A 23,434-nucleotide genomic window follows, 5' to 3' on the forward strand; every position below is an offset into this window, starting at 1 on the left:
GGCGATGCGCATCCTTCACGTCCTCGATCACGGCCTGCCGCTGCAGAGCGGCTATACCTTCCGCACCCGCGCGATCCTCAAGGCGCAGGAGGCGCGCGGGTGGCAGGTGGCGGCGGTGACCGGGCCGCGGCAGGGGGCGGTGGCCGATGCGGTCGAGTCGGTCGACGGGCTGACCTTCCACCGCACGCTGGCGAAGCGCCCGGCGGGGCTGGTCGGCGAGGTGGCGGGGATCGCCGCCTTCGCGCGGCGGATCGCGGCGGCGGTGGATGCCTTCCGGCCGGATATCCTGCACGCCCATTCGCCGGTGCTCGGCGCGCTCGCCGCGTTGCGCGTCGCCCGGCAGCGCGGCCTGCCGCTGGTCTATGAGATACGCGCCTTTTGGGAGGACGCCGCGGTCGGCAACGGTACCGGGCGCGAGGGCTCGGCACGCTATCGCGCGACGCGGGCGCTCGAAAGCTGGGCGGTGCAGCGCGCCGATGCGGTGGCGGTGATCTGCGACGGGCTGCGCGACGACCTGATCGCACGCGGCATCGACCGCGAGAAGATCGTCGTCTCGCCCAATGGTGTCGATCTCGACCTGTTCGGTGAGCCCGCCGCGCGCGACGCCGCGCTCGCCGACAGTCTCGGGCTCGGCGATGCCGAGACGATCGGCTTCATCGGCAGCTTCTACGATTATGAAGGGCTCGACGATCTGATCGCGGCGATGCCGGCGCTGGTCGCGACACGGCCCAAGGCGCGGCTGCTGCTCGTCGGCGGCGGGCCGATGGAGGCGGCGCTGCGCGCGCAGGCGGCGGCGTCGCCGGTGGCGGCGGCGATCCGCTTCGTCGGCCGGGTGCCGCATACCGAGGTGGAGCGCTATTATGCGCTGGTCGACGTGCTCGCCTATCCGCGCAAGGCGATGCGGCTCACCGACCTGGTGACGCCGCTCAAGCCGCTCGAGGCGATGGCGCAGGGCAAGCTGGTCGCGGCGTCCGACGTCGGCGGGCATCGCGAGCTGATCCGCGACGGCGTCATCGGCACGCTCTTTCCCGCCGACGATCCGGCGGGTATCGCGGCAGCGCTCGCCGGGCTGCTCGCCGATCGCAGCGGCTGGGCGCGGCGGCGGACGGCGGCGCGCGCCTTCGTCGAACAGGAGCGTAACTGGTCGTCAAACATTGGTCGTTACGAACCAATTTACCAGCGGCTGACCATGGCCGCGACAGTGGATGGATCATGGCAGCGTTCCCCGGCCAATCGATGACAGCACGCTCCACCGCCTGGATCGCGCCGACCGGCGGCATCGCCGGCGGCATCGCGGTGGCGGCGCTCTTCCTGCTCGTGCCGCAGACCGTGCTGGAGGATTGGGTATGGCAGAGCGGCATGCCGGCGCTGATCGCCGCCGCCGCGCCGCCGCTCGGCGCGACGGCGCGTGCGCTGCTCGCGCTCGGCGGCGGGCTGGTCACCGCGGCGGTGGTCTGGTCGGCGCTGTTCCTGTTGTTCGGCGCGGGTGGTCTGTTCGCGCGCACGGCTGCGGCGGACACCGGCGTGCCGGTGCTGCGCCGCGCCGACGCGCATCCCGATGCGCCGGCGCGCCGGCCGATGTCGGCGGCCGATCTCGGTACGCCGCTGCCGCCGCCGACGCCGCCGGCCGCTGCGGACGAGACGGAGGCGGGCGAGCCGCCGGTGGTGCAATCGATCCCGGTCGATCTCAACCAGCCGCTTGCCGCCTATCACCCCGGCGCGCTGCCCGACGTGCCGCGCGAACCCGTCCGCCCGGTGATGCCGCTCCGCCCGCCGGTGTCGGTCGTGGAGCCGGAGCCGGTGGCGATCGAGCCTGAGCCTGAGCCTCAGCCTGAGCCTGAGCCTGAGCCTGAGCCTGAGCCTGAGCCTGAGCCCGAGGTGAAGCCGGAAGACGAAGAGATTGTCGAAGCCGCGCCGGCCATCACCGAACCTGTCGCTGAGCCGATAGTCGAAGCCCCCGCTGCATCTCCCGCACCCGCACCCGCACCCGCACCCGCACCCGCACCCGCGTCTGCGCCTGCGGAAGTGCCATCGATCGAATCGCTGCTCGACCGGCTCGAGCGCGGCACGCGGCAGCGACGGCGCGCTTAGCACCGCGACGAATGTTGTCGCGCAGAGGCGCGGGGGGCGCAGAGGTGTGCTGCGGGCGCTTCCTCTCCTCGCCGATGCTGCACGGACGCTTCACCCCATTCTCTCTGCGTCCTCTGCGCTTCCGCGTGCATCCCTAACCCGCCCGCCGACCGCGCCCGACCAGTTTAGAGCATCGGGTATCGTCTTCCCGCCACGCCTCTGCTAGCGTGAGCCGGCAAGGCGAGGGGGTGGCGATGGCCGAGGCGACGGCGGGGGCAGGCGAGCAGCGGGCGTCGCCTTATGCCTGGTACGTGCTCGGCATCCTGTTCGTCGTCTATGTGCTCAATTTCATCGACCGGCAGGTGATCGCCATTCTCGCCGAGGAGATCAAGCGGGACCTGCGGCTCAAGGACGAGGATCTCGGCTTCCTCTACGGCACCGCATTCGGCGTCTTCTACGCGCTGTTCGGCATCCCGCTCGGGCGGCTCGCCGACACCTGGCATCGGGTGCGGCTGATGACGGTGGGGCTCGCCTTATGGTCGGCGATGACCGCGCTGTCGGGTTTCTCGCGGACCGGGGGCGAGCTTGCCGCGGCGCGGATCGGTGTCGGGGTCGGCGAGGCCACGGCATCGCCCGCCGCCTATTCGCTGATCTCGGACCATTTCCCCAAACGGCTGCGGGCGACCGCTCTGTCGATCTATTCGGCGGGCCTGTACGTCGGTGGCGGCGTGTCGCTGTTCCTCGGCGGGATGGTCGTGCAGAACTGGAACCGCGCCTTTCCGGCCGGCGGCCCGCTCGGGCTGGTCGGCTGGCAGGCGGCGTTCCTCGTGGTCGGCCTGCCGGGGTTGCTCGTCGCGTTGTGGATCGCGACGCTGCGGGAGCCGGTACGCGGGCTGGTCGAGGGGCTGCCCGCACCGCCGCCGCATCCCGCGCCGTTTCGCGCCTTCGCCGCCGAGCTGCTCACCATCCTGCCGCCGCTGACGCTGTTGGGCGCGTGGCAGGGCGGGGCGCGCGCGCTGTTCGTCAATCTCGCCGCGCTGGCCGGGGTGGCGGCGCTGGTGACGCTGCTGATCGCGCTGGGCGAGCCGGCGCCGCAGTGGATCGCGGTCGGCACCGGCGTCTATGCGGTCTTCTCCTGGGGCAGCGCGCTGCGGCGGCGCGATCCGGCGACCTTTGCGCTGATCGTCGGCACGCCGGCGTTCGTCTGCACCGTGGTGGCGTACGGGCTGATCGCCTTCCTCGCTTATGCCGCCAATTTCTGGGCCGCGCCCTACGCGCTGCGTGTGCTCGGCGAGACGCCGGCGCATGCCGGGCTGTGGCTGGGCAGCAGCGGGGCGCTCGCCGGCTTCCTCGGCGTGACGATCGGCGGGCTGGTCGCCGACCGGCTGCGGCGGCGCAATCCGGCGGGGCGGCTGATCGTCGTCCTCGCCGGCGCGACGCTGCCGGTGCCGTTCCTGATCGGTGCCTTCACCGCGGGCGACGTGTGGGTGTTCTATCCCAGCCTGTTCCTCGCCGGGCTGACCGCGAGCGGCGCGCTCGGCGCGGCGGCGGCGACGACGCAGGACCTCGTGCTGCCGCGGATGCGCGGTGCGGCGACCGCGACCTTCTTCATCGGCACGACGCTGCTCGGCCTCGCGCTCGGTCCCTATGCGGCAGGGCGGATCTCGACGCTGTCGAGCAGCCTGTCGATCGGAATGCTGTCGCTGCTCGCCGTCGTGCCGGTGACGGTCGCCTGCGCGGTCGCCGCCTACCGGCTGGTGCCGGCCGCGGAGGCGACGCGCGAGGCGAGGGCGGCGGCGGTGGAATGACCCGCCGCCGCGTCGATCAGGCGGCGGTGAAGACGCCGCAGGCGATACGGCCGCCGCTGTTGCCCGACGGATCGGTCATCAGATCGTCGGCGCCGGCATGGATGACGATCGCGGCGCCATCCGCGTCGAGCAGCCCCGCCATGGTCGCGCCCGGCACCGTCACGCCGAGCGTGCCGCGGCCGTCGGTGCCGACGATCAGATTGGGCAGGTCACCCTCATGCGGCCCCTGCGGGTTCATGCTGCCGTGCTTTGCCGACGTCGGGTTCCAATGGCCGCCCGCGGTGGTGAAGTCGGGCGCGTCGCAGCGGCCGGTGGTGTGGATATGCGCGCCATGCGTCCCCGCCGGCAGGCCCTTGACGTCGACCGTGTAGCGCAGCCCGCCGGCCACCTCGGCAACATTGGCGTGGCCAGCGTCGAGGCCGTTGGCGGTGCGCAGGCTCGCGGTGGCACGGGCGCCGCCCGAGATGGCGCTGCCGACGGCGACCGGGTCTTTCTGCGCGCAGGCGGCAAGCGCGAGCGACGACAGGCCGGCAAGGACGAGGATAACGCGCATCAAGGGTCTCCCGAGGTTTCCGAACGAACCGGCAGGACCTGCGGCGGTTCCGCCGGCGGCGCAAGGGGCCAGCGCATCACCGGCTCGTACAGCGCGCCGCCGTGGCCGAGATGGCTCTGGTAGAGGATGAGATGCGGCAGCACGAAGGCATCGCTGGCGAGCGCGGCGTGGCGCGCCAGCCAGGCATCGATCTCCGGCGCGGCACCGGCGCTGCGCGGCAACCGGGCGAGCGTGACGTGCGGCAGATAGGCGCGCCGCTCGGGCGCGAGGCCGGCGCGCGTGCACGCCTGTTCGACCTTGCGGGCGAGGTGGTGCAGCGCCGCGGTCGGGGCGAGCCCCGCCCACAAGGTATCGGTTCGCCCCTTGTGCGCGAACTGGCCGACGCTGTGCAGCCGGACGCAGGGCGCCGGCGCATAGAGCGCGGCGAGCGCCGCGGCGACATCCTCCGCCTGCGGCCGGTCGACATCGCCGAGGAAGCGCAACGTGCAGTGCAATTGCGCATCGTCCTGCCAGCGCGCGGCGGGTACGCCGTCCATCGCGTCGAGCAGCGAATCGTGGATCGCGGCGGGCGGGCGGAGCGCGACGAACAGACGCATGGCGAGGGTAACGCCTCTTTGTAAAGTTCTGTTGCTTTGGAACCGGGACTTAGCCGGTTTCGCTTGAAATGGGACCACGGCAGGCCGATATTTCGGTCATCCGGCATGTGGTCGGTAAAGGAGTTTTGGATACCATGGCTAACTGGTCTGACCCCCGGCCGAGCGCCGCGCCGTTCGGGGCCACGCGCACCGACACAGCGCGCAGCGGTGCCTATGACGCGGGTCTGCGCTCGTACATGCTGTCGGTCTATAATTACATGGGCTCGGGCGTGCTGCTGACGGGCATCGTCGCGCTGCTGTTCGCCTGGGGCGGGGCCTCGTCGCCCGCGGCCCAGGTGTTCATGGGCGGCGGCTTGCTGCGCTACGTGCTGATGTTCGCGCCGCTCGGCGTCGTCTTCGCGATGAGCTTCGGGCAGGGGCGGATGCAGACCTCGACGCTGCAGATGCTGTTCTGGGCGTTTGCGGTGCTGATGGGCCTGTCGCTGTCGACGATCTTCCTCGTCTATAGCGGGACGTCGATCGCCGGTGCGTTCTTCTCGACCGCGGCGGGCTTCGCCGGTCTCAGCCTCTATGGCTATACGACCAAGAAGGATCTGTCGGCATTCGGCACCTTCCTGATCATCGGCCTCGTTGGCGTGATCGTCGCCAGCCTGATCAACCTGTTCCTTCAGTCGAGCGTGCTCAATCTGGTGATCAGCATCGTCGGCGTGCTGCTGTTCGCGGGCCTCACCGCTTACGATACGCAGCGCACCAAGAGCCTGTATTTCCAGGTCGCGGGCACCAACATGGTCGGCAAGGCCGTGGTCATGTCGGCGCTGTCGCTCTACCTCGACTTCATCAACATGTTCCTCTTCGTGCTGCGTCTCTTCGGTTCGCAGCGCAACTGATCCGACCGGACCTCCGTCTGGTTCAACGAGCCCGGTGGCCACGGCCGCCGGGCTTTTTCGTGTGAAGGAATAGGCCGATGCGCCTCTCGATCGACGTCGCGCTCGATTACGCCATCCTCGGCCCGCCGAGCGACGTGCTGTTGCAGATCGAGGCGGCGGCGATGCCCGACCAGCGGATCGTCTCCGAATCGCTGACCGTGTGGAGCGACACGCCGGTGGTGGCGGCGCGCGGCGAGGAGGGGATCGGCCAGCGCTGCTGGATCCGCGCCGACGGCTGGCTCAAGGCGCATTATCGGGCGGAGGTCGAGGTGACGCGCGCGCCGGTCGATCTCGCCAGCCTGCCGGCGACGCCGGCGCGCGCGCTCGACGGCGCGCTCATCCCCTATCTGCTGCCGAGCCGCTATTGCCAGTCGGACCGGCTCGAAGGATTCGTCCGCCGTCGCTTCGGCGGCATGGGCGGCGGCGCGCTTGCCACGGCGCTCGCCGACTGGGTGGCGGAGTCGCTCGACTATCGCGCCAATACCAGCAGCGGCGAGACGACCGCGATCGATACCTTCGCCAGCCGGTCGGGCGTCTGCCGGGATTACGCGCATCTGCTCGTCGCCTTGGCGCGGGCGGGCGAGATCCCGGCCCGCTGCGTCGCCGCCTACGCACCCGGCGTCGATCCGCCGGACTTCCATGCGGTCGCCGAACTGTGGCTCGACGGCGCGTGGCGGCTCGTCGATGCGACGCGGATGGCGCCCGCCGAGACGATCGCGCGCGTCTGCGTCGGACGCGACGCGACCGACATCGCCTTCATGACGGTGTTCGGCATCGCGCAGTTCGTCAATCAGACGGTCCGGGTCACCGCGGCGTGACTGACCGGCAGGAACGGAACGGCGCGGGCGAACGTTGCTGGTTGGTAAACTCAGGAGGGTGTCATCATGACCGGAATTGACGAAAAGGCTCTCGACAGCCTGTCGGTCGCGCCGAACGCCAGCAACCAGGAGCGTGACCCGCGCCAGGATGCCGGCCAGGACAAGTCGATCAACAAGCGGCTCGAGAAGAACCCAGACAGCGCCGACGCCCGGCTCGATGCCGGTCTCGACGAATCGATGGATGCGAGCGATCCGCCCTCGATGACGCAGCCCGGTCACGATCGTGAGCCGGCGCCTTCGTCGGGCTTCGACGAAGAGGCCGAGCGCAACCGGTAACGCACGCACCGATCGGATTGGATAAAGACGGCGGCTCCGCGAGGGGCCGCCGTCTTGCTATGGGCGATCCGGCTATCCTGCGACGTTTGCGACCAAAATCACTCCGCTCGTCGCAATCTATGTTGCGCCGCAGCAGCTTTCATGATGCTTTTGTGACGCGGGGCGTCCCACGTTCAGGATGTTGTTAACCAACATGAGCGAGGATCGTGCCGACTTCTCTGGCGGGTGGGGTGACGACATGGGTGCCAAGAACAGACCGGCGGAAGGCGCGATGACGCTGGCCGAAATGAAGGAATTCGCGAGCTTCCCCAGCTCGACGCAGCGCTATATCCGGCGCAGCCTCGATATCGGGCTCGATCGCGACGACGCCATGGTCCGCTGGTCGCGCGACGTGGTCGAGGCGGCGAGCATCCGCGCGCAGGCGCGGCTGTATCGGGCACTCCCCGATCTGCGGCTGCTGGTGCCGGATGACGCCGATCTCGCCGCGGTCGAGCCGTTCCTCGCGCCGCTGGTGACGTTGGTCGGCTTCGATCTGGGGCAGGGGCGGCTGACCAGCTTTTCCGCGTTCCGCTTCCTCTACGAGCGGCTGATCGGCGCGGCGGCGCGGCCGTGGCTGCCGAGCGCCTTCTGCGCCGCGGCGGCGCTGCCGCACCTTCACCCGGAGCTGCGCCGCAAGCTGCTCCAGTCGATCAGCGAAGCGGCGGCGACCGCCTCGGGCTGGTCGAACCGCAAGCCGGCGTTCTTCCCGCACTGGGTCGAGAAGGTCGACACGGGATCGGCCGCCGCGCCGCACTGATCACGCCGGCGGCGGCGTCACCGACAGGCGCGCCAGCCGGCGGTGCGGTCGGCCTGATCGAGGTGCAGATGGTCGTGATGCGCGGCGTTATAGTCGGGGGACAGCGTCGTCGCGAACAGCCGGCAGGCGCCGTCGCGCACCTCGTGCAGGAAGGCCGCATCATCGCCGTCGCCGCGCCAGTCCCGCGCGACGGTGATGCGGCGGCCGTCGGCGAGGCGGAAGCCGGCGATATCGACCGCGTCGGCGGTGGCATGTTCGCTCCACGTCCCTGCGTCGCGGCCATAGATGCGCCGGCACGCATAGCTGCCGAAATGGTCGATCGCGACGACGCGGCTGCCGAAGCGGCGCTGCGCGGCGGGTTGCACCACCTGCCACTCCCATACGGTCAGCGCCGCGGCGACCGGGCAGGCGATGCCGAGCCCCGCCGGGCGATAGTCGATCGCGCGCGCGCCCCCGTCGGCGAAGCGCACCCCGTCGCGATAGCCGCACCGCCCCTCCTCACGCGGCGGCAGCACCCGATACCGCACCCCCGCCTGGTCGAGCAGCGCGCGGCATAGCGGAAAGTCACGCGTCAGGGCGGTGAGCTTGCGCCCCGTCGACAGCCCGACCGGCGCGGCGAGATCGAGCGGCGTCCACGGCAGATCCTCCGACCGCCCGCGCAGCAGCCCCCACAGCAGCAGCGCCGCGGCGGCGAGCGCGACGAGGAGCGCGAGGCCGCCGATCAGCCGGCGCAGCGCCCGCATCAGCCGCGCTGCACCTGCGAGACGGGCTCTGCGGTGATCGGATAGCCGCAATCGTCCGGAATGCAGAGCCAGTCCTGACCGTCGCGCGTCTCGACGAAGGGCGTGATGGTGCGGACCGGGTGGCGCCGCGCCTGCGCGACCGCGGCATCATGGTCGGGGAACAGAGCAAGCCGTTCGAGCGTCCGCCGCGTCGGATAGATCAGCGTCACCGCGCCCGCATCCGCCTCGCGCAACACCGCCGCCGCGCTGCTCCAGCACAGCCGTACCGTCTCGGTGGCGTCGGCGCTCGCCGTCGCATCGGCGGGCGCGCGGGCCAGGAAGAACAGGGTGTCGAAGACGCGCACCGGTACGTGATCGGGCAACCAGCGCGCGAACGGCACCAGCGCCGCGAGATCGAGCGCGATGCCATAGTCGGAGAGGATCGCGCCGAACGGCTCGCCGCCATGCAGGCGGCGGCGGATCGTCTTGACCACGGCGGGCGAGGGGGGCGGATCGAGCCCGATCGCCAGCCCCGCCTCCTCGATCGTCTCGCGGATCGCCGCGATCCGCGCCGCGCCGTCCGCGCCCGCGCCGATCGCCGCGGCCAGCGCTACGTCGCCCGGATCGATCCGCCCGCCGGGAAACACCATCGCGCCTCCGGCAAACGCCAGCGCACGCGCGCGTTCGACCATCAGCACGTCGGGCGGCGCGGCGTCGCGGTCGCGCAGCAGGATCAGTGTCGCGGCGGGGATCGGATCGGTCATCGCACGCAGAACGTCTCAGCGGCGGCGATGGAAGCACAAGGCGGAAGATGGGGGTGCGGTGGTGGAGCTGAGGGGAATCGAACCCCTGACCTCTGCAGTGCGATTGCAGCGCTCTCCCATCTGAGCTACAGCCCCGCACCCCGGCTCGGGACCAGCCCGAGAGCGACGCCATTAGCCGCACGATCCGGGCGATGCAACAGCCGCTTGCGCCTGCTGCCAAAAAATCCCCCGGGGCGTGTGGGCGCCCGCGTTTCCGATGCTGCGGCAGGCCGATGGCTGGTTGCGACGCAAAGCCGTTACGCGGCGCTAACAGTCGGAACGAAGGGCCATTTTAATCTTTATTTCGATCAGGAGCACGGTCGCGCAGCAACGACGCGGTCGGCACCCGCAGGAGCTTTTGTCGAAGGAGACGATCATGGTCTACGAACGCAATACCCGAGGCGACGCGCACGGCGACGATTACAACAGCGGCGGCAATCAGGGCTACGGCCGCGATTACACCTATTCGAGCGCACGCGACTATCAGGCCGCGGGGCGGTACGGCAATGACGGCCGGAACGATCGTCAGGACTATGGCGCACGCGACTATGGCAACCAGCGGTACGGCCAGCGCGACCAGTCCTATGGCGGCGGGCGCGGTTATGACGGTGATCGCGGCTATGAGGGCGGACGCGGCGGCTATGGCGCCTCGGGCAACGACTATGGTCGCAGCAACTACGGGCGCAGCAGCTACGGCCAGGACGACCGCTACGGCCAGGATCGCTCCGACAATCGCAACCGCTACGGCGCCGATGCGGGCCAGTATCGCGGCAGCGAGCAGGAATATCACGGCAGCTACGGCAGCGGCAGCCGCCGGTTCGAGGATTTCGGGTCGCACCGTCACGACGACGACGACAATTACCGCGATCGCAACCGCAACGCCGGCGGCCGCGGCCAGCCGGGCTATGGCCGCCAGCCGCAGGGCTATGATTACGAAGACCGCGGCTTCCTGGCGCGTGCCGGGGACGAGGTCCGCTCGTGGTTCGGGGATGAGGACGCCGAGCGTCGCCGCGAGTTCGATTCGCGCCAGGATCAGCAAGCCAACCATGATCGCGACAACGATTATCATAGCTGGCGCCGTGGCCAGATCGACGCGCTCGACCGTGATTACCACGAGTATCGCCAGGAAAACCGTACCAAGTTCGAAAACGAGTTCAGCTCGTGGCGTTCGAACCGTCAGACGCAGCGTGACTCGCTCAACAAGGTCGAGGAGCATATGGACGTCGTCGGCTCGGACGGCGAGCATGTCGGCACCGTCGACAAGGTGCGCGGCGATCGCATCATCCTGACCAAGAACGATGTCGATGCCGGCGGCCGCCACCATTCGATCCCGTCGAACTGGCTGCAGAGCGTCGATGGCAAGGTGACGCTGAGCAAGACAGCTGCCGAGGCGAAGAAAGCGTGGCGCGACGAGGAGCGTAGCCAGGCGATGTTCGGCGAGGACCAGTCGCGTCGCGAGCCCTATGCGAATACGCGATCGTCCAACCCGACGTCGAACACGCAGTCGACCGCCACGGGCAGCACGAGCACCAGCACGAGCAGCACCGACGGCGACGGCAAGACGCTCAACAAGAGCTTCTCGGGCACCTACTGAGCCCGAGCGACCGTCACGCGAAGGCCCGGGCATGTCCCGGGCCTTTTGCGTTGCGGTGGACAGGGGATCGGCGCAACCCGATCCCCCTTCATCACCAGCAACGGAGATTGATACGATGGCACGTGCATGGAGCCTGACTTCCCGGCCCGAGGGGCTGCCGAGCGACGAGCATTTCGCCCTGATCGACCTGCCGCAGCGCGATCTTGCCGAGGGCGAGGTGCGCATCGCCAATCAATGGCTGTCGGTCGATCCCTATATGCGCGGCCGGATGAACGACGTGAAAAGCTACACGCCGCCGTTCGCGCTCGGCAAGCCGATGGAAGGCGGTGCGATCGGCACGGTCACCGAAAGCCGGTCGGAGCGGTTCAAGCCCGGCGATGCCGTCCAGCATTTCGCCGGCTGGCGCGACGAGGCGGTGCTGCCCGAGTCGCAGGTCCAGCCACTGCCCGAGCTCGACGTCGATCCGCAGGCGTTTCTCGGCCAGCTCGGCATGCCGGGGATGACCGCCTATTTCGGGCTGCTCGAGGTCGCGCAGGCGAAGGAGGGCGATACCGTCTTCGTCTCCGCCGCGGCGGGTGCGGTCGGATCGACGGTGGTGCAGATCGCCAAGGCCAAGGGCTGTCACGTCATCGGCTCGGCCGGCGGCGCGGAGAAATGCGCCTGGGTCCAGTCGCTCGGCGCGGATGCGGTGATCGACTATAAGAGCGGCACGCCGGTGGTGAAGGCGCTTGGCGAGGTCGCGCGCAACGGCATCGACGTCTATTTCGACAATGTCGGCGGCGATCATCTCGATGCGGCGCTGGCGCACGCCAATCTCCGCGCGCGCTTCGCGATCTGCGGGATGATCGACGTCTACAACAGCAGCAAGCCGACCGCATTGCGCTACCTCGCCCGTCTGATCGGCAATCGCATCCGCATCCAAGGCTTCATCGTCAGCGACTTCACCGATCGTGCCGCCGATTTCTATCGCGACATGGGCGGCTGGCTCAAGGAAGACCGGCTCAAGCGTCACGAGACGGTGATCGACGGCCTCGACCATATGCCAGAGGCATTCCTCGGCCTCTTCTCGGGCGGCAATACCGGCAAGATGCTGGTCAAGGTGTAACCCGCGACCAGGGCGGCCGCGCGCGAACGTCGAGCCGGCAGAGCCCGCGCAGGCGATGGCGCTGCGCATAGCGGCGGGCCCGCGCGTCGTAATCGGCGGCGCGCGGCTCCGCGAAACCCCAGTCGGGCGGGTGGAGGGTCGAAAACCCGTTGATCGTCGGCCCCCGCCACAGTTCGGCGAGCAGCATCGCATCGACATTGTGCGGGTAGCGGGCGTGCAACTCGCGGCTGATGTAGAGCGGCTCGGTCGGGCGGGTGGCGACGACGTAGAAGCTGGCGCAACCGGGGGGTGGCGGCGGGATATGCATCAGCGCGGCGCGCTGCTCGGCGCGGCTGAGCTGCGCCGGCGTCTCGGCGCTGAGATTCTCGGCGACGAGCAGCGCGGCGAGCCCTGTCGCGAGCCACGGTCGGCGGCGGAACAGCCGCCGCGCCCGCTGCCGCCAGACCGCGGCGGCGATCAGCAGCAAGGGCAGCGTCAGCCACAATTGGTAGCGCGAGATCGTCCGCAGGCCCTTGGCGCCGGGGACGAGGTGGAAGACCAGCAGCCACGGCGAGGCCTTCCAGAGTTGTATCGTCAACAGCCAGGCGACGAGCATCGCCAGGGCGAAGGCGCGCAGCGTCGCAGGCGCCGGACGGCAGCCGTCGATCCGCCGCGTCGCGACGATCCGCCATGCGGCGAGCAGCGCCAGCGCGGAGAACAGCAGCGGAAACCCCGCCTCATGTTCGCCGCCGAGCACACGGCCGGGGAGGGCCGGATCGTCGGGAAGCAGGCGGTGGACGAGCACGAACAGGGGCAGGAACAGCCATCCCCAGACGATATTGCCCGGACCGACGTTGATCATGTCGATCACCGGCGTCACCAGATAGCCGAGCATATCGTCGACCGCCTCGCCGCCCGTCTCGCGCACCTTGGGCAGATACAGCCGCAGGAAGGGCAGGATCGCGACCGCGAACGTCGCCACGCCGGCGAGGATCGTCCCGGCATGCCGGCGGAGCAGGGCGATCCAGTCAGCGGGCCGCCACGTCCGCGTCACCACCGCCCAGCAGGCGAGATAAAGACAAGCGGAGAAGAGCGTGAACCACGCCATGTAAAAGAGGTGAGCAGCCATGCGGCGAGCAGCAGCGCGAGCCCCATGGCGGCGAACCGGGCCCGCGTCGGCCGACCGGCCTGCTCGGCGCGGACGGTGGCGATCGCGAGCATCATCGCGACGGGCTGCAAGGCGACGCTCTGCAACTGGGCATGGACCGCTTGCAGCGTGATATTGCTCGCGACCGTCCAGAGCAGCGCCACCGCCAGCCCGGTGCGTTGCCCCCAGCCGAGACTGCGCGCGACGAGGGCGTACGCCGCAGCGAAGCCGATCGTCTTGAAGGTGAGGATGTTGAGCGTGTCGGCGTGGAACGGGTCGGCGATCAGCCGCCAGCCGCTGTAGACGAGGCCGTAGAGCAGATAGCCGTCGTTATAGCCGAGCGTCGCGTGATAGGGATGGAAGTAGAAGCTGGTGTCCCAGGCGGCGACACCGGCGAGAACGTTGCGCCAATGTTCGAGGATTGCGATTTGGATGATCGCATCGCCGCGCTCGCCGAAGCCCAGATCGAAACCGCTGACCAGCGCAGACCGGCAGAAGAGCGCGATCGCCACGACATAGACGAGCAGGACGGCGGCCGACCGGACGACCATGCGGGGGCGGTCGGCGACAGGGGGCGACTGGAACATGCCGCAGGATCGTATACCGCGGCAGCCATTGTGTCCAATTCAGACATTATATAGCGAAGTCAAGACGTTCGCCGGGTTCCTTCCCCGTCCGGCGCGCGGACGGGGAAGGGGCAGGGCTCAGGCGCCGAAGGTGCGCTGCCACCAGCCGCGGCGCGGGGTCTCGCCACCGGCGTCGGTCGCGGCGTCGTCCGCTTCCGCAGGCTCTGCGGCGGCTTCGGGTTCGGCCGGGGCGGGCGCGGCCGTCTCGATCGCCGGTGCGGCCTCTTCGGTCGCCGCCTTGCGGGTGCGGCGACGCTTCGGCTTCTCCTCGGAAGCCACCTCGGCGACGGGGGCCGGCTCTGCCGCCTCGGCGACCGGCGCGTCGGCCTTCTTCTTGCGCGTGCGCTTCGGCTTGGCTTCGGCGAGCGGCTCGGCCGGCGCGGCCGGCGCCGCCTCGACCGGCTCGGCGGCGGCCGGCGTCTCGACGCTCTCGGCAGCCGGAGCGGCGGCACGGGCGCGCGGACGGCGGCGGGTTTTGGGCGCTTCGACCGGCGTCGCATCCCCGACGGCGGCAGGCTCGGGCGCATCGAGGCCGGTGATCACCGGGCCGGCATCCGCCGCCTCGACGATCGGCTCGAGATCGGCCGGCGGCAGATCGGCTTCGGCGCCACCGTCGGCCTCCTCCGTCGCGACGACGTCACCGGCGGCGTCCTGACGACGGCCACCGCGGCGACCGCGACGGCCGCGGCGACGGCGACCCTCGCCCTCGGCACGCTCGCCCGACTCGACCGGTGCTTCGGCGTCGCCATCGGCTTCGGCATCGGCCTCGACCGGCTCGGCTTCGGCTTCGCCGTCGACCGACTCGGTGTCGAGCGCGGCTTCGTCCTGCGACGTCTCGCCATTCTCGTCCTTGCGACCGCGACGCCCGCGCCGACGGCGGCGGCGACCCCGACGGCCTTCGCCGTCGTCATCGCTGCGCTCCTCGCGCTGTTCCGACCGGCGACCGCCCTCGCGACGCGGCTCCGCCTCGGCCTCGACGACCTCTTCCTCATCCTCCTCGTCCTCGATCTCCTCGGGGACGTCGTCATAGTCTTCCTCGACCAGCGCCTCGATCTTGGGCGCATAGGCGGGCGGCGGGCCGGATGCCTCGACCGACATGCGCGCGCCCTCCTCCTCGCGATCGGGGATGATCTCGACCTGGACGCCGTAGCGATCCTCGATCTCGGCGATATCGGCGCGCTTGCGGTTGAGCACGTAGATCGTCGCTTCCTGGCTGGCGCGCAGCGTCAGCAGCGAACCGCGACCGCGCGCCGCCTCTTCCTCGATCAGGCGCAGCGCCGACAGGCCCGCCGACGAGGCGGTGCGGACGAGCCCGGTGCCCTCGCAATGCGGGCAGGCGCGCGTCGACGCTTCGAGCACGCCGGTGCGCAGCCGCTGGCGGCTCATCTCCATCAGGCCGAAGGACGAGATGCGGCCGACCTGGATGCGGGCGCGATCGTCCTTGAGCGCCTCCTTCATCGCCTTCTCGACCTTCCGGACATTGGAATTGTTGTCCATGTCGATGAAGTCGATGACGACGAGCCCGGCCATGTCGCGCAGCCGCAGCTGGCGCGCGATCTCCTGCGCCGCCTCGAGGTTGGTCGCGGTCGCGGTCTGCTCGATATTATGCTCGCGCGTCGAGCGGCCGGAGTTGATGTCGATCGACACCAGCGCCTCGGTCGGGTTGATGACCAGATAGCCGCCCGATTTGAGCTGCACCACCGGATGGTACATCGCGGCGAGCTGATCCTCGACATGTGCGCGCTGGAACAGCGGCACCGCGTCGGCATATTGCCGGACGCGCCGCGCGTGGCTCGGCATCAGCAGCTTCATGAAGTCCTTGGCGTGGCGGAAGCCCTCCTCGCCCTCGACGATCACCTCGTCGATGTCCTTGTTGTAGATGTCGCGGATCGCGCGCTTGATCAGGTCGCTGTCGCCATAGATCAGCGCCGGCGCCGACGAGCCCAGGGTCGCGTCGCGGATGCCGTCCCACAGCCGCGCCAGGTAATCGAAGTCGCGCTTGATCTCGACCTTGGTGCGCTGCAGCCCGGCGGTGCGGACGATGCAGCCCATCGACGGCGGCAACTGCATGTCCGCCATGATCGACTTGAGGCGCTTGCGGTCCGACGCGTTGCTGATCTTGCGGCTGATGCCGCCGCCGTGCGACGTATTGGGCATCAGCACGCAATAGCGGCCGGCGAGGCTGAGATAGGTGGTCAGCGCCGCACCCTTGTTGCCGCGCTCTTCCTTGACGACCTGGACGAGCAGCACCTGACGGCGGCGGATCACGTCCTGGATCTTGTAGCGGCGGCGCAGGTTCATGCGGCGCTGGCGCAGCGCCTCGACCTCCTCGTCGTTCGCGGTGCGCGGCTTCTTCGACGTGCCGTCGGGCGTGCCTTCGTCGGTGCCCGCCTCGTCATGATCGGCGTCGTCGTGATCGTCGTAATCGTCGCCCTCGTCGTGATCGTCGCCCTCGGCGTCGTCGTCGTCATGCTCGGCGCGCAGCGCGGCTTCCTCGGCGGCATGCTCCGCCTCCTCGCGCAGCAGCGCGTCGCGATCCTCCTTGGGGATCTGATAATAATCCGGGTGGATTTCGCTGAAGGCGAGGAAGCCGTGGCGGTTGCCGCCGTAATCGACGAACGCCGCCTGCAGCGACGGTTCGACGCGCGTCACCTTGGCGAGATAGATGTTACCCTTGAGCTGCTTGCGCTCGGCGCTCTCGAAGTCGAATTCCTCGATGCGGTTATTCTTGACGACGGCGACCCGGGTTTCCTCCCGGTGGCGTGCGTCGATCAGCATACGCGTGGTCATTGAACGGTCTCCGCGCGCGTGGCGCTCCTGCGGACGGTCCTGAAAGGAATAAGCCGGAGGGCGCGCTTGCGCGTTGATAGGTGGCGCCGGGCGGACCGGCGCGGGATGGTGAGAATGCGTCTGCTCGCCGCGCATGTCGGGGGGCACGGCCCTCCCACACATCCGACACGCCGCCGGCCGGAGCCGGGCGGTGTCGAACGTTGAGAAAATGCGTCATGCGAGCGTCAACCTGGTTAAAACCGCGCCAGGACGGCGCGGCGACCGATGCGTCGCTTGCACGAATGAAGCGCGACGCATGGGTGCAGTCGGTTGGTAGCATTGCGCTTCTCGTATCGCAACTGGCACGAATTGGCCGCACTCTGCGGCAAGATCATGCCGAATGGCGGCTTAACCTTGCCGGGCAACCCGGTGTTGGCAGGCGGCGGCGTACCGATCGGGTTCAGGCGACGGCCAGATACCGTCGGCCAAGGAATTCGTCATGGCTTTTCGCTGGACCAGCGCCCGCGCGACGCGGCAAGGTCGCCCGATGCTTGCGTTGCTCGCCCTTATCGTCGGCTGGTGCACCAGCGTGCCGGCGCAGGCGGCGGCGATCCGCAGCGTCGCGGTGAGCGGCGGGCGCGTCGTCATCGGTTTCGACGGTCCGGTCGGCGACGCCACCGCGGTCCTGCTCCACGACAGTCGCCAGATCGCGATCGATATCGCGCAGGCGATTCCCGGTGCGCAGGCGCTCGGCGGCGGGCTGGTGACGCGCGTGCGGCAATGGCGAGCGGGGCAGGGCACGCGGTTGCTGCTCGATCTCGGTCGTCCCGCGGTGATCGGCGACGGCGGCTTCGACGCGGCCGGACGGCTGACGGTGTCGCTCGAACCCGCCGATCCGGCGCGCGTCGCCGCGGCGGTGGCGGCAGGGCCGCTGCGCTTCTTCACCATGGACCTCGGCCAATGGCGCGCGCGGCCGCGCTACAAACTGTCGATCCCGGTGCCGCCGCCCGCCCGCCGCGCGCCGTTACCCGAGGTGACGGGCGACGCCAGCCGGCCGCTGGTGGTGATCGATGCCGGCCATGGCGGCGTCGATCCCGGCGCGATCAACCCCGTCACCGGCCTGCGCGAGAAGGACGTGACGCTGGCGATCGCCCGGACGATCCGCGACGCACTGCTCGCCAGCGGGCGGGTGCGGGTGGCGCTGACCCGCGACGACGACCGCTTCCTCGTGCTGCGCGAGCGCTACGGCGTCGCGCGGCGGCTGAAGGCCAGCCTGTTCATCTCGATCCATTGCGACAGCGTCGGCAGCGGCGATGCGAGCGGCGCGTCGGTCTATACCCTGTCGGAGGTCGCCTCCGACAAGGAAGCGGCGCGGCTGGCGATGCGGGAGAACAAGGCGGACGTGATCGCCGGCGTCAATCTCGGCGATGCCGGCGCCGACGTCTCGTCGATCCTGATCGACCTTGCGCAGCGCGAGACGATGAACAGCTCGGCGAGCTTCGCGCGGCTGCTCGGTCGCGAGGCCAAGCCGCTGATCCCGACCAAGCCGGTGTTCCACCGCATGGCCTCGCTGATGGTGCTGAAGGCGCCCGACCTGCCCTCGATCCTGTTTGAGACGGGCTATATCTCCAACCCGGTCGACGCCGCCTTCCTCGACAGCAAGGAAGGCCGCGAGCGGATCGCGGACAGCGTCACCAAGGCGGTCGAGGTGCATTTCGCGCGGCAACTGGCGGGGCGGTGATCGCCCCGCCGGCGGCGCCGATCAGATCGCACCGCTGAACGTATCGCACTGCGCCGGGTCGCCGGTCTCGATGCCGCGTTGCAGCCAGTGCATGCGCTGCGCCGAGGTGCCGTGGGTGAAGCTGTCGGGGACGACGCGGCCGGTCGATTCCTTCTGCAACGTATCGTCGCCGATCGCCTGCGCCGCGGTCAGCCCTTCCTGGAGATCGCCTTGGTCCATCCGGCTGCGGTTCTGCGCCGCCCACACGCCGGCATAGCAATCCGCCTGAAGCTCGAGCCGGACCGAGGCGGCATTGCCCTCCGTCTCGCTGCCGCTGCGCTGAATGCGCTGCACCTGATCGGAGGTGCCGAGCAGGTTCTGGATATGGTGGCCGAATTCGTGTGCGATCACGTAATCCTGCGCGAAATCGCCCTTGGCGCCGAAGCGGTTGGCGAGTTCGTTGAAGAAGCTGGTGTCGAGATAGATGCGCTGATCCGTTGGGCAGTAGAACGGCCCCATCGCCGACTGCGCCGCGCCGCAGCCAGACTGGCCGTTCTGCGAGAAGAACCGCAAGCCGGGCGCTTCGAACCGCTTACCGCTCTGTGCAAACAGCGCCGTCCATGTCTTCTGTGCCGAGCTGAAGGCATCGCACGCTGCCTTTTTTGCCGGGTCGGACGTACAGACTTGTGTGGCCGAGCCGCCGTCCGCCGGAGCGGAGCGCGTCACCTGCGTGCCACTGCCGCCGCCGCCGAGCATCCCGCCCAAATTGCCGAGTCCGCCGAATACCGCCATCAGCAGCAGGACGACGACGATACCGCCGCAGCCGAATCGACTGCCGATCAAAGGCAGCAGGCCGAACAGCAGACCGCCGCCGCCGCCACCACCACCGAAACCGCCGCCGCGATTCCCCTGATCGCCGACGTCAATGTTGGGGTCAAAATCGTCGAGGCGCATGCGGAACTCCGTTTAGCTTGCGTTACGAATGCCCCAACCCGCCTCCCGGTTGCAACGGCCGCGCCGACGACGCACACGGCAGGCGACAGCAGGAGAGCAGCGCGATGATCCTCAAGGGCAAGACCGCCGTGATTACCGGTTCCACCTCGGGCATCGGCCTCGCTTATGCGCGGGCCTTCGCCGCGGAGGGCGCGGCGGTGGTGATCAACGGCTTCGGCGACGCGGAGGCGATCGAGACGATACGCGGCGAGCTGGCCGCGGCAAGCGGCGCGGCGGCGCTCTACGATGCCGCCGACATGACGAAACCCGAGCAGATCGCGGCTTTGGTCGAGCGGGCCGCCGACGAGACCGGCAGCGCCGATATCCTCGTCAACAACGCCGGCGTCCAGCACGTCGCGTCGATCGAGTCGTTTCCGCCCGAGAAGATGGAGGCGATCCTCGCGATCAACCTGACCAGCGCCTGGTATGCGATGCGCGCCGCGGTGCCGCTGATGAAGGCGAAGGGCTGGGGGCGGATCATCTCGACCGCCTCGGCGCACAGCCTCGTCGCCAGCCCCAACAAATCGGCCTATGTCATGGCCAAGCACGGCCTCGTCGGGCTGACCAAGACGATCGCGCTGGAAACCGCGCAGCATGGCGTCACCGTCAATTGCATCTCGCCCGGCTATGTCTGGACGCCGCTGGTCGAGGCGCAGATCCCCGATACGATGACGGCGCGCGGCATGACCCGCGAGCAGGTGATGAACGACGTGCTGCTCGCCGCGCAGCCGACCAAGGCATTCGTCACCCCCGAACAGGTCGCCGCGCTGGCGCTGTTCCTGTGCCGCGACGAGGCGAAGGCGATCACCGGCGCCAATCTGTCGGTCGACGGCGGCTGGACCGCGGCATGAGGATCGCGCGGATCATCGCCGTCTCGCTCGCCGGGGCAATGCTCGCCACCGCCGCGGTGCGCGGTCAGGACACGAGCGACCGCGACTGGCGCAAGGTGGCGACGCGGCAGGATCGCGAACGGCTGCGCGGCTGGCGCGACGCCTGGGTGCAGGCGCTCGCCAAGGTCCGCGGCAGCGAGGCGGGGCGGGCGCGACTCGCTGCCGACCCGGCGCTGTTCGATCCCGACCGGGTGATCGAGGGTGCGGCGCTGCATCCCGGCCGCTACCGCTGCCGGACGCACCGGCTGGGCGGAATCGGCGCGGGCGGGCCGCCGCTGCTCACCGGCAGCTGGACCGCCTGCCGGGTGACCGAAGCGGGGATGGAGCGTCGCTTCGTCACCGACGGCGATCAGCGGGCGAGCGGCAATCTGTTCGACAGCACCGATTCGCGCACCATCTTCCTCGGCACGCTCGCGCTCGGCGACGAGGATCGGCCGATGCGCTACGGCCGCGACCGCCAGCGCGACATGGCGGGGCTGGTCGAACGGATCGACGCGGCGCGCTGGCGGCTGGTGCTGCCCTTTCCCGGCTTCCACTCGACGCTCGACGTGATCGAGGTTGTGCCCGACTGAACGCAACCTCTGCAAATTTGCCGCCGACATGCCGGCCGTGTTCCGGCACCCGCGGTTCCGCAGGAGCATCAGCCCCTGACCTCGCGGCTCGTCGGAGCGGGGAACTAGGCCGGGGCGGCGGCGAGACGTTCGCAGCGGTCTCGACCGCGCCGAGGTCCCGGCACCGCCGGCCCGGGCGTCAGTCGCTTTCGAGCATCAGCGGATGGTCGTCGACCGGCATGGGCACCGGCATCGGCACTTCGCTGCCTGCCTTGGCGAAGCGGCCCTCGACGCGCGCGCCCTGTTCGATCGTCAGCGATTCATAATGGACGTCGCCGATGATATGCGCGCTGCGCTGGATGACGAGCGTGCTGATCGTGATCGTGCCGCGCACCGTGCCGGCGAGATGCCCCGATTGCGCGCTGACCAGCCCGGTCAGCTCGCTCGACGGCCCCTGGACCAGCGAGGTGCAGGTGATGTCGCCTTGGACCTGGCCGTCGATATGCAGGTCGGCGGTGGCGGAGAGATTGCCTTCGATGAAGACGTCGGCGCCGATCATCGAGAAGGTGGACGCTTTGTTCATGGGCTCAGTCGCTACCCTTGGCTGATGATGATGGACGGGAGTCGGGGCGGGTGATCGGCGGTGAAACATGGGTGCGCGCCTCCAGGAATGGGCGAGGGTTGACGGGGCGGTCGTTGATCCGCACCTCGAAATGCAGATGGGGTCCGGTCGATCGCCCGGTCGAGCCGATCGCGCCGATCGTCTGGCCGGCGGCGACCTGCTGGCCGACATGGCTGTGGAAACCGGACATATGGCCGTAGCGCGTGACCAGGCCATCGCCATGCGTCACCTCGACGCAATTGCCATAGCCGGACCGCTGGCCGACGAAGGTCACCACGCCGCGCGCGGCGGCATAGATCGGCGCACCGCGCGGGCCGCGGAAATCGAGCCCCGGATGGAACGAGCCGTGATGGGTGAAGGGATCGGAGCGGAAGCCGAAGCCGCTCGAGATCGAATTCATGCTCGCCGGCAGCACCTGCGGCACGCGGGCGAGGCCCTGTTCGATCGCGCTCATCCGCGACAGGCTGGCGCCGAGCCGTGCGAAGCGCGGATCGATCGAGCCGTCGGCGTCGGTCGACATCGGGAACAGCGGCCCGCCCATCGCGTCGCGGTCGTCGAGCGCGGCGAGCATCATCTGCGGGTTGAGGCCGAGCTTGCGCAGCATCGCGACGTCGGCGGCGCTGCGATGATCGGCATAGCGCGTCAGGCTCTCGACGAAGGCGAGCTGCCGCGCCTCCATCCGCGCGAGATTGGCGGCCTCCGGCACCGCGGCGCTGACCTTGCGGACGGTCTTGGCGGCTTCGGTGCTGCTGTTGGTGACGGTGTCGCCGTGTCTGGCGGCCTTGGGCAGCTCGCCGAGCCGCGTCTGCGTCACCTTCTCGATGAAGTCCTGCCGGCGTTGCAGGTCGGACGCGACGCCGTCGACGTTCTTGCGATAGGCGGCGACGCGATTCTCCGCCTTCTCGACGCGCGCCTGCCGGCTGAGCAATTCGTCGATATCGTAGGATTCATGCCAGCGGATCACGGTCAGCGCGGTCAGCGATCCGCCGTAGGCGAGCGTCAGCACGACGACGCCGACCGCGGCACGCTTCTGTGTCCGCCCGGAGACGCGCAGGAAGCGGACCTGCCCCTGCGAGCGCATGATGAATTCGCGGTCGGGAAACCAGTTCGCGACGCGCGCGCGCACGTCGGTCAACCGTTGTCGAACGGTGACGCGAGCGACAGATTGGCCCGCGCGATGCGGTTTCGGCTTGTTCAAAGCGATCCCGCTTCCATGACCCCATGATCCCTGCCCCATCATAGAGGGGAGGGATCATGGACCGGCGACACGGGCGGGTCAGTCGCCGCGATCCGCGTTCAGCCGCTCCACAGCTGCGACGAATCGAATGGTGTCAGCGGGCTGGCAGCGGCTGCACCGTCGCCAGCGGGGGCGCGGCGGCAGCGGCCGCCGGCAACGCCGGCGCGGGCTGCGCCACCGGCCGCGCGGCGAGCGGCGGCAGCGAGGCGAGATAGGCCTTGCCATGCTGGTGGATGACGGTGACGCGTCCCGGATTGGCCGCCGCCACCGCCTGCAGATAGGAGCGCGGCTTCTTCATCAGCCTGGGATGATCGAGCCCGGTCAGCCCGGCGATGCGCGCGGCTTCCTTGACGAAGTGGACGCAGTTGCGGTCGTTGAGATTGTAGCGGCCGTCGCCGGTCTTCTCGTCCCACGCCGCGATCAGCCCGAGCACCTGCGTATATTGCGCGTCGCTCAGCACCACCGCGAACTGCGCGTCGCTGGTGCCGATATAGAAGGACCTGGAGATATCGAGCCGCCCGGCGACGCTGCCCATCAGCAAGGCGGGCGACACCGATTTGGCAGTGAAGCCGTAATTGACGTCGACCGGTGCGCCGCCTGCGTCCGGCACGCCGCGCAGCGTGAAGAAGGCGTGCGGGAAACTGTTGCCGAGCTCATGGCTCCAGAAGGTGATCGTCACCGCCGCAAAGGCCGGCCCCGCGCCGAACAGCGTCCCGAGCAGCAAGGCAAGGCCGAGGAGCGGGCGAAGCAGGATACGCATGGCGGCGAAGATA

General features: G+C 69.5%; 23 protein-coding genes and 1 tRNA gene. 12 read left to right on the forward strand and 12 right to left on the reverse strand.

Translation table 11 applies throughout. The features are described 5' to 3' along the window. Positions 1–4 precede the first annotated feature (4 nt). From BW41_RS05380 to BW41_RS05390, 3 genes are all read left to right on the forward strand, one after another. Complete coding sequence (locus BW41_RS05380) at positions 5–1,240, forward strand: TIGR04063 family PEP-CTERM/XrtA system glycosyltransferase (RefSeq protein WP_037532246.1); 1,236 nt, start codon at positions 5–7, stop codon at positions 1,238–1,240. Then, positions 1,237–2,091 (forward strand): hypothetical protein, encoded by an 855-nt coding sequence (locus BW41_RS21490; protein WP_200870350.1) that lies wholly within the window; start codon positions 1,237–1,239, stop codon positions 2,089–2,091. Before BW41_RS05380 ends, BW41_RS21490 begins: the two co-directional genes overlap by 4 nt. 233 nt (positions 2,092–2,324) lie before the next feature. Further along, on the forward strand, positions 2,325–3,878 hold the full coding sequence (locus tag BW41_RS05390) for a spinster family MFS transporter (protein WP_037532252.1): 1,554 nt from the start codon (positions 2,325–2,327) through the stop codon (positions 3,876–3,878). Between the two features lie 16 nt (positions 3,879–3,894). On the opposite strand, the gene BW41_RS05395 is transcribed toward BW41_RS05390, so the two are convergent. Both BW41_RS05395 and thpR read right to left on the reverse strand, forming a co-directional pair. Next, entirely contained in the window at positions 3,895–4,431 is a 537-nt protein-coding gene (locus tag BW41_RS05395) for a superoxide dismutase family protein (protein ID WP_037532173.1), read from the reverse strand. Further along, entirely contained in the window at positions 4,431–5,027 is a 597-nt protein-coding gene (gene thpR / locus BW41_RS05400; RefSeq protein WP_037532174.1) for an RNA 2',3'-cyclic phosphodiesterase, read from the reverse strand. The genes BW41_RS05395 and thpR overlap by 1 nt, the downstream gene beginning before the upstream one ends. A gap of 134 nt (positions 5,028–5,161) precedes the next feature. Between thpR and BW41_RS05405 the strand changes: the two genes are divergently transcribed. The 4 genes from BW41_RS05405 to BW41_RS05420 all read left to right on the forward strand — a co-directional run bounded on the left by BW41_RS05405 (position 5,162) and on the right by BW41_RS05420 (position 7,903). Continuing rightward, positions 5,162–5,914: a Bax inhibitor-1/YccA family protein gene (locus tag BW41_RS05405; protein ID WP_037532177.1), complete on the forward strand. Its 753-nt coding sequence runs from the start codon at positions 5,162–5,164 to the stop codon at positions 5,912–5,914. A gap of 77 nt (positions 5,915–5,991) precedes the next feature. Beyond that, a complete protein-coding gene (locus BW41_RS05410) occupies positions 5,992–6,771 on the forward strand; it encodes a transglutaminase-like domain-containing protein (protein WP_037532180.1) in 780 nt (259 codons plus the stop codon). 66 nt (positions 6,772–6,837) lie between these two features. Beyond that, positions 6,838–7,107, forward strand: coding sequence for a hypothetical protein (locus BW41_RS05415; RefSeq protein WP_037532183.1), 270 nt, complete (start codon positions 6,838–6,840; stop codon positions 7,105–7,107). 238 nt (positions 7,108–7,345) lie between these two features. Continuing rightward, the gene (locus BW41_RS05420; protein WP_037532184.1) at positions 7,346–7,903 is read left to right on the forward strand and encodes a hypothetical protein; all 558 of its coding nucleotides are present in this window, start codon (positions 7,346–7,348) and stop codon (positions 7,901–7,903) included. 17 nt (positions 7,904–7,920) lie between these two features. On the opposite strand, the gene BW41_RS05425 is transcribed toward BW41_RS05420, so the two are convergent. The 3 genes from BW41_RS05425 to BW41_RS05435 all read right to left on the reverse strand — a co-directional run bounded on the left by BW41_RS05425 (position 7,921) and on the right by BW41_RS05435 (position 9,524). Continuing rightward, positions 7,921–8,646, reverse strand: coding sequence for an extensin-like domain-containing protein (locus BW41_RS05425; protein WP_051583269.1), 726 nt, complete (start codon positions 8,644–8,646; stop codon positions 7,921–7,923). Continuing rightward, positions 8,646–9,389 carry an NUDIX domain-containing protein gene (locus BW41_RS05430; protein ID WP_037532186.1) on the reverse strand — a complete coding sequence of 248 codons (744 nt, stop codon included), beginning with the start codon at positions 9,387–9,389 and terminating at the stop codon, positions 8,646–8,648. The genes BW41_RS05425 and BW41_RS05430 overlap by 1 nt, the downstream gene beginning before the upstream one ends. 59 nt (positions 9,390–9,448) lie before the next feature. After that, positions 9,449–9,524, reverse strand: a tRNA-Ala gene (locus BW41_RS05435). 280 nt (positions 9,525–9,804) lie between these two features. On the opposite strand from BW41_RS05435, the gene BW41_RS05440 reads away from it, so the two are divergent. Together BW41_RS05440 and BW41_RS05445 are read left to right on the forward strand one after the other, a co-directional pair. Continuing rightward, positions 9,805–11,022 (forward strand): DUF2171 domain-containing protein, encoded by a 1,218-nt coding sequence (locus BW41_RS05440; RefSeq protein WP_037532188.1) that lies wholly within the window; start codon positions 9,805–9,807, stop codon positions 11,020–11,022. Between the two features lie 115 nt (positions 11,023–11,137). Continuing rightward, a complete protein-coding gene (locus BW41_RS05445) occupies positions 11,138–12,127 on the forward strand; it encodes an NADP-dependent oxidoreductase (RefSeq protein ID WP_081792915.1) in 990 nt (329 codons plus the stop codon). On the opposite strand, the gene BW41_RS05450 is transcribed toward BW41_RS05445, so the two are convergent. The 3 genes from BW41_RS05450 to BW41_RS05455 form a co-directional block, all read right to left on the reverse strand. Next, positions 12,117–13,235, reverse strand: coding sequence for a hypothetical protein (locus BW41_RS05450; RefSeq protein WP_235199548.1), 1,119 nt, complete (start codon positions 13,233–13,235; stop codon positions 12,117–12,119). The two genes, BW41_RS05445 and BW41_RS05450, sit on opposite strands and share 11 nt — an antisense overlap. Further along, positions 13,157–13,840: a hypothetical protein gene (locus tag BW41_RS21720; protein WP_235199550.1), complete on the reverse strand. Its 684-nt coding sequence runs from the start codon at positions 13,838–13,840 to the stop codon at positions 13,157–13,159. Before BW41_RS21720 ends, BW41_RS05450 begins: the two co-directional genes overlap by 79 nt. 117 nt (positions 13,841–13,957) lie before the next feature. Continuing rightward, positions 13,958–16,657: an Rne/Rng family ribonuclease gene (locus BW41_RS05455; protein ID WP_037532260.1), complete on the reverse strand. Its 2,700-nt coding sequence runs from the start codon at positions 16,655–16,657 to the stop codon at positions 13,958–13,960. A 490-nt stretch (positions 16,658–17,147) separates the two neighbouring features. Between BW41_RS05455 and BW41_RS05460 the strand changes: the two genes are divergently transcribed. After that, entirely contained in the window at positions 17,148–18,389 is a 1,242-nt protein-coding gene (locus tag BW41_RS05460; RefSeq protein WP_037532190.1) for an N-acetylmuramoyl-L-alanine amidase family protein, read from the forward strand. Positions 18,390–18,410: 21 nt separating this feature from the next. Here BW41_RS05460 and ypfJ read toward each other — a convergent pair whose 3' ends face one another. Further along, positions 18,411–19,322: a KPN_02809 family neutral zinc metallopeptidase gene (gene ypfJ, locus BW41_RS05465; RefSeq protein WP_037532191.1), complete on the reverse strand. Its 912-nt coding sequence runs from the start codon at positions 19,320–19,322 to the stop codon at positions 18,411–18,413. A 104-nt stretch (positions 19,323–19,426) separates the two neighbouring features. Here ypfJ and BW41_RS05470 point away from each other — a divergent pair, with 104 nt between their 5' ends. Both BW41_RS05470 and BW41_RS05475 read left to right on the forward strand, forming a co-directional pair. Beyond that, positions 19,427–20,212, forward strand: a complete 786-nt coding sequence (locus BW41_RS05470; RefSeq protein WP_037532194.1) for a 3-hydroxybutyrate dehydrogenase — start codon at positions 19,427–19,429, stop codon at positions 20,210–20,212. Next, positions 20,209–20,823: a DUF4893 domain-containing protein gene (locus BW41_RS05475; protein ID WP_037532197.1), complete on the forward strand. Its 615-nt coding sequence runs from the start codon at positions 20,209–20,211 to the stop codon at positions 20,821–20,823. Before BW41_RS05470 ends, BW41_RS05475 begins: the two co-directional genes overlap by 4 nt. A 178-nt stretch (positions 20,824–21,001) precedes the next feature. Here the strand turns inward: BW41_RS05475 and BW41_RS05480 are convergent, their stop codons facing one another. The 3 genes from BW41_RS05480 to BW41_RS05490 form a co-directional block, all read right to left on the reverse strand. Further along, positions 21,002–21,385, reverse strand: a complete 384-nt coding sequence (locus tag BW41_RS05480) for a bactofilin family protein (RefSeq protein WP_037532199.1) — start codon at positions 21,383–21,385, stop codon at positions 21,002–21,004. Between the two features lie 4 nt (positions 21,386–21,389). Continuing rightward, positions 21,390–22,550 carry a peptidoglycan DD-metalloendopeptidase family protein gene (locus tag BW41_RS05485; RefSeq protein WP_327195569.1) on the reverse strand — a complete coding sequence of 387 codons (1,161 nt, stop codon included), beginning with the start codon at positions 22,548–22,550 and terminating at the stop codon, positions 21,390–21,392. Between the two features lie 205 nt (positions 22,551–22,755). After that, on the reverse strand, positions 22,756–23,421 hold the full coding sequence (locus tag BW41_RS05490) for a hypothetical protein (protein WP_037532201.1): 666 nt from the start codon (positions 23,419–23,421) through the stop codon (positions 22,756–22,758). Between the last annotated feature and the right edge of the window lie 13 nt (positions 23,422–23,434).

The sequence above is a fragment of the Sphingomonas sp. RIT328 genome (assembly GCF_000632225.1).
Classification (GTDB): domain Bacteria; phylum Pseudomonadota; class Alphaproteobacteria; order Sphingomonadales; family Sphingomonadaceae; genus Sphingomonas; species Sphingomonas kyungheensis.

Coding starts and splice junctions, on each gene's coding strand:
- BW41_RS05410 (WP_037532180.1), top strand. CDS start 5,992: ATGCGCCTCTCGATCGACGTCGCGCTCGATTACGCCATCCTCGGCCCG.
- BW41_RS05490 (WP_037532201.1), bottom strand. CDS start 23,421: ATGCGTATCCTGCTTCGCCCGCTCCTCGGCCTTGCCTTGCTGCTCGGG.
- BW41_RS05475 (WP_037532197.1), top strand. CDS start 20,209: ATGAGGATCGCGCGGATCATCGCCGTCTCGCTCGCCGGGGCAATGCTC.
- ypfJ (WP_037532191.1), bottom strand. CDS start 19,322: ATGCGCCTCGACGATTTTGACCCCAACATTGACGTCGGCGATCAGGGG.
- BW41_RS05440 (WP_037532188.1), top strand. CDS start 9,805: ATGGTCTACGAACGCAATACCCGAGGCGACGCGCACGGCGACGATTAC.
- BW41_RS05430 (WP_037532186.1), bottom strand. CDS start 9,389: ATGACCGATCCGATCCCCGCCGCGACACTGATCCTGCTGCGCGACCGC.
- thpR (WP_037532174.1), bottom strand. CDS start 5,027: ATGCGTCTGTTCGTCGCGCTCCGCCCGCCCGCCGCGATCCACGATTCG.
- BW41_RS21720 (WP_235199550.1), bottom strand. CDS start 13,840: ATGTTCCAGTCGCCCCCTGTCGCCGACCGCCCCCGCATGGTCGTCCGG.
- BW41_RS05460 (WP_037532190.1), top strand. CDS start 17,148: ATGGCTTTTCGCTGGACCAGCGCCCGCGCGACGCGGCAAGGTCGCCCG.
- BW41_RS05405 (WP_037532177.1), top strand. CDS start 5,162: ATGGCTAACTGGTCTGACCCCCGGCCGAGCGCCGCGCCGTTCGGGGCC.
- BW41_RS05425 (WP_051583269.1), bottom strand. CDS start 8,646: ATGCGGGCGCTGCGCCGGCTGATCGGCGGCCTCGCGCTCCTCGTCGCG.
- BW41_RS05415 (WP_037532183.1), top strand. CDS start 6,838: ATGACCGGAATTGACGAAAAGGCTCTCGACAGCCTGTCGGTCGCGCCG.
- BW41_RS05455 (WP_037532260.1), bottom strand. CDS start 16,657: ATGCTGATCGACGCACGCCACCGGGAGGAAACCCGGGTCGCCGTCGTC.
- BW41_RS21490 (WP_200870350.1), top strand. CDS start 1,237: ATGACAGCACGCTCCACCGCCTGGATCGCGCCGACCGGCGGCATCGCC.
- BW41_RS05450 (WP_235199548.1), bottom strand. CDS start 13,235: ATGGCTGCTCACCTCTTTTACATGGCGTGGTTCACGCTCTTCTCCGCT.
- BW41_RS05420 (WP_037532184.1), top strand. CDS start 7,346: ATGGGTGCCAAGAACAGACCGGCGGAAGGCGCGATGACGCTGGCCGAA.
- BW41_RS05395 (WP_037532173.1), bottom strand. CDS start 4,431: ATGCGCGTTATCCTCGTCCTTGCCGGCCTGTCGTCGCTCGCGCTTGCC.
- BW41_RS05380 (WP_037532246.1), top strand. CDS start 5: ATGCGCATCCTTCACGTCCTCGATCACGGCCTGCCGCTGCAGAGCGGC.
- BW41_RS05470 (WP_037532194.1), top strand. CDS start 19,427: ATGATCCTCAAGGGCAAGACCGCCGTGATTACCGGTTCCACCTCGGGC.
- BW41_RS05445 (WP_081792915.1), top strand. CDS start 11,138: ATGGCACGTGCATGGAGCCTGACTTCCCGGCCCGAGGGGCTGCCGAGC.
- BW41_RS05390 (WP_037532252.1), top strand. CDS start 2,325: ATGGCCGAGGCGACGGCGGGGGCAGGCGAGCAGCGGGCGTCGCCTTAT.
- BW41_RS05480 (WP_037532199.1), bottom strand. CDS start 21,385: ATGAACAAAGCGTCCACCTTCTCGATGATCGGCGCCGACGTCTTCATC.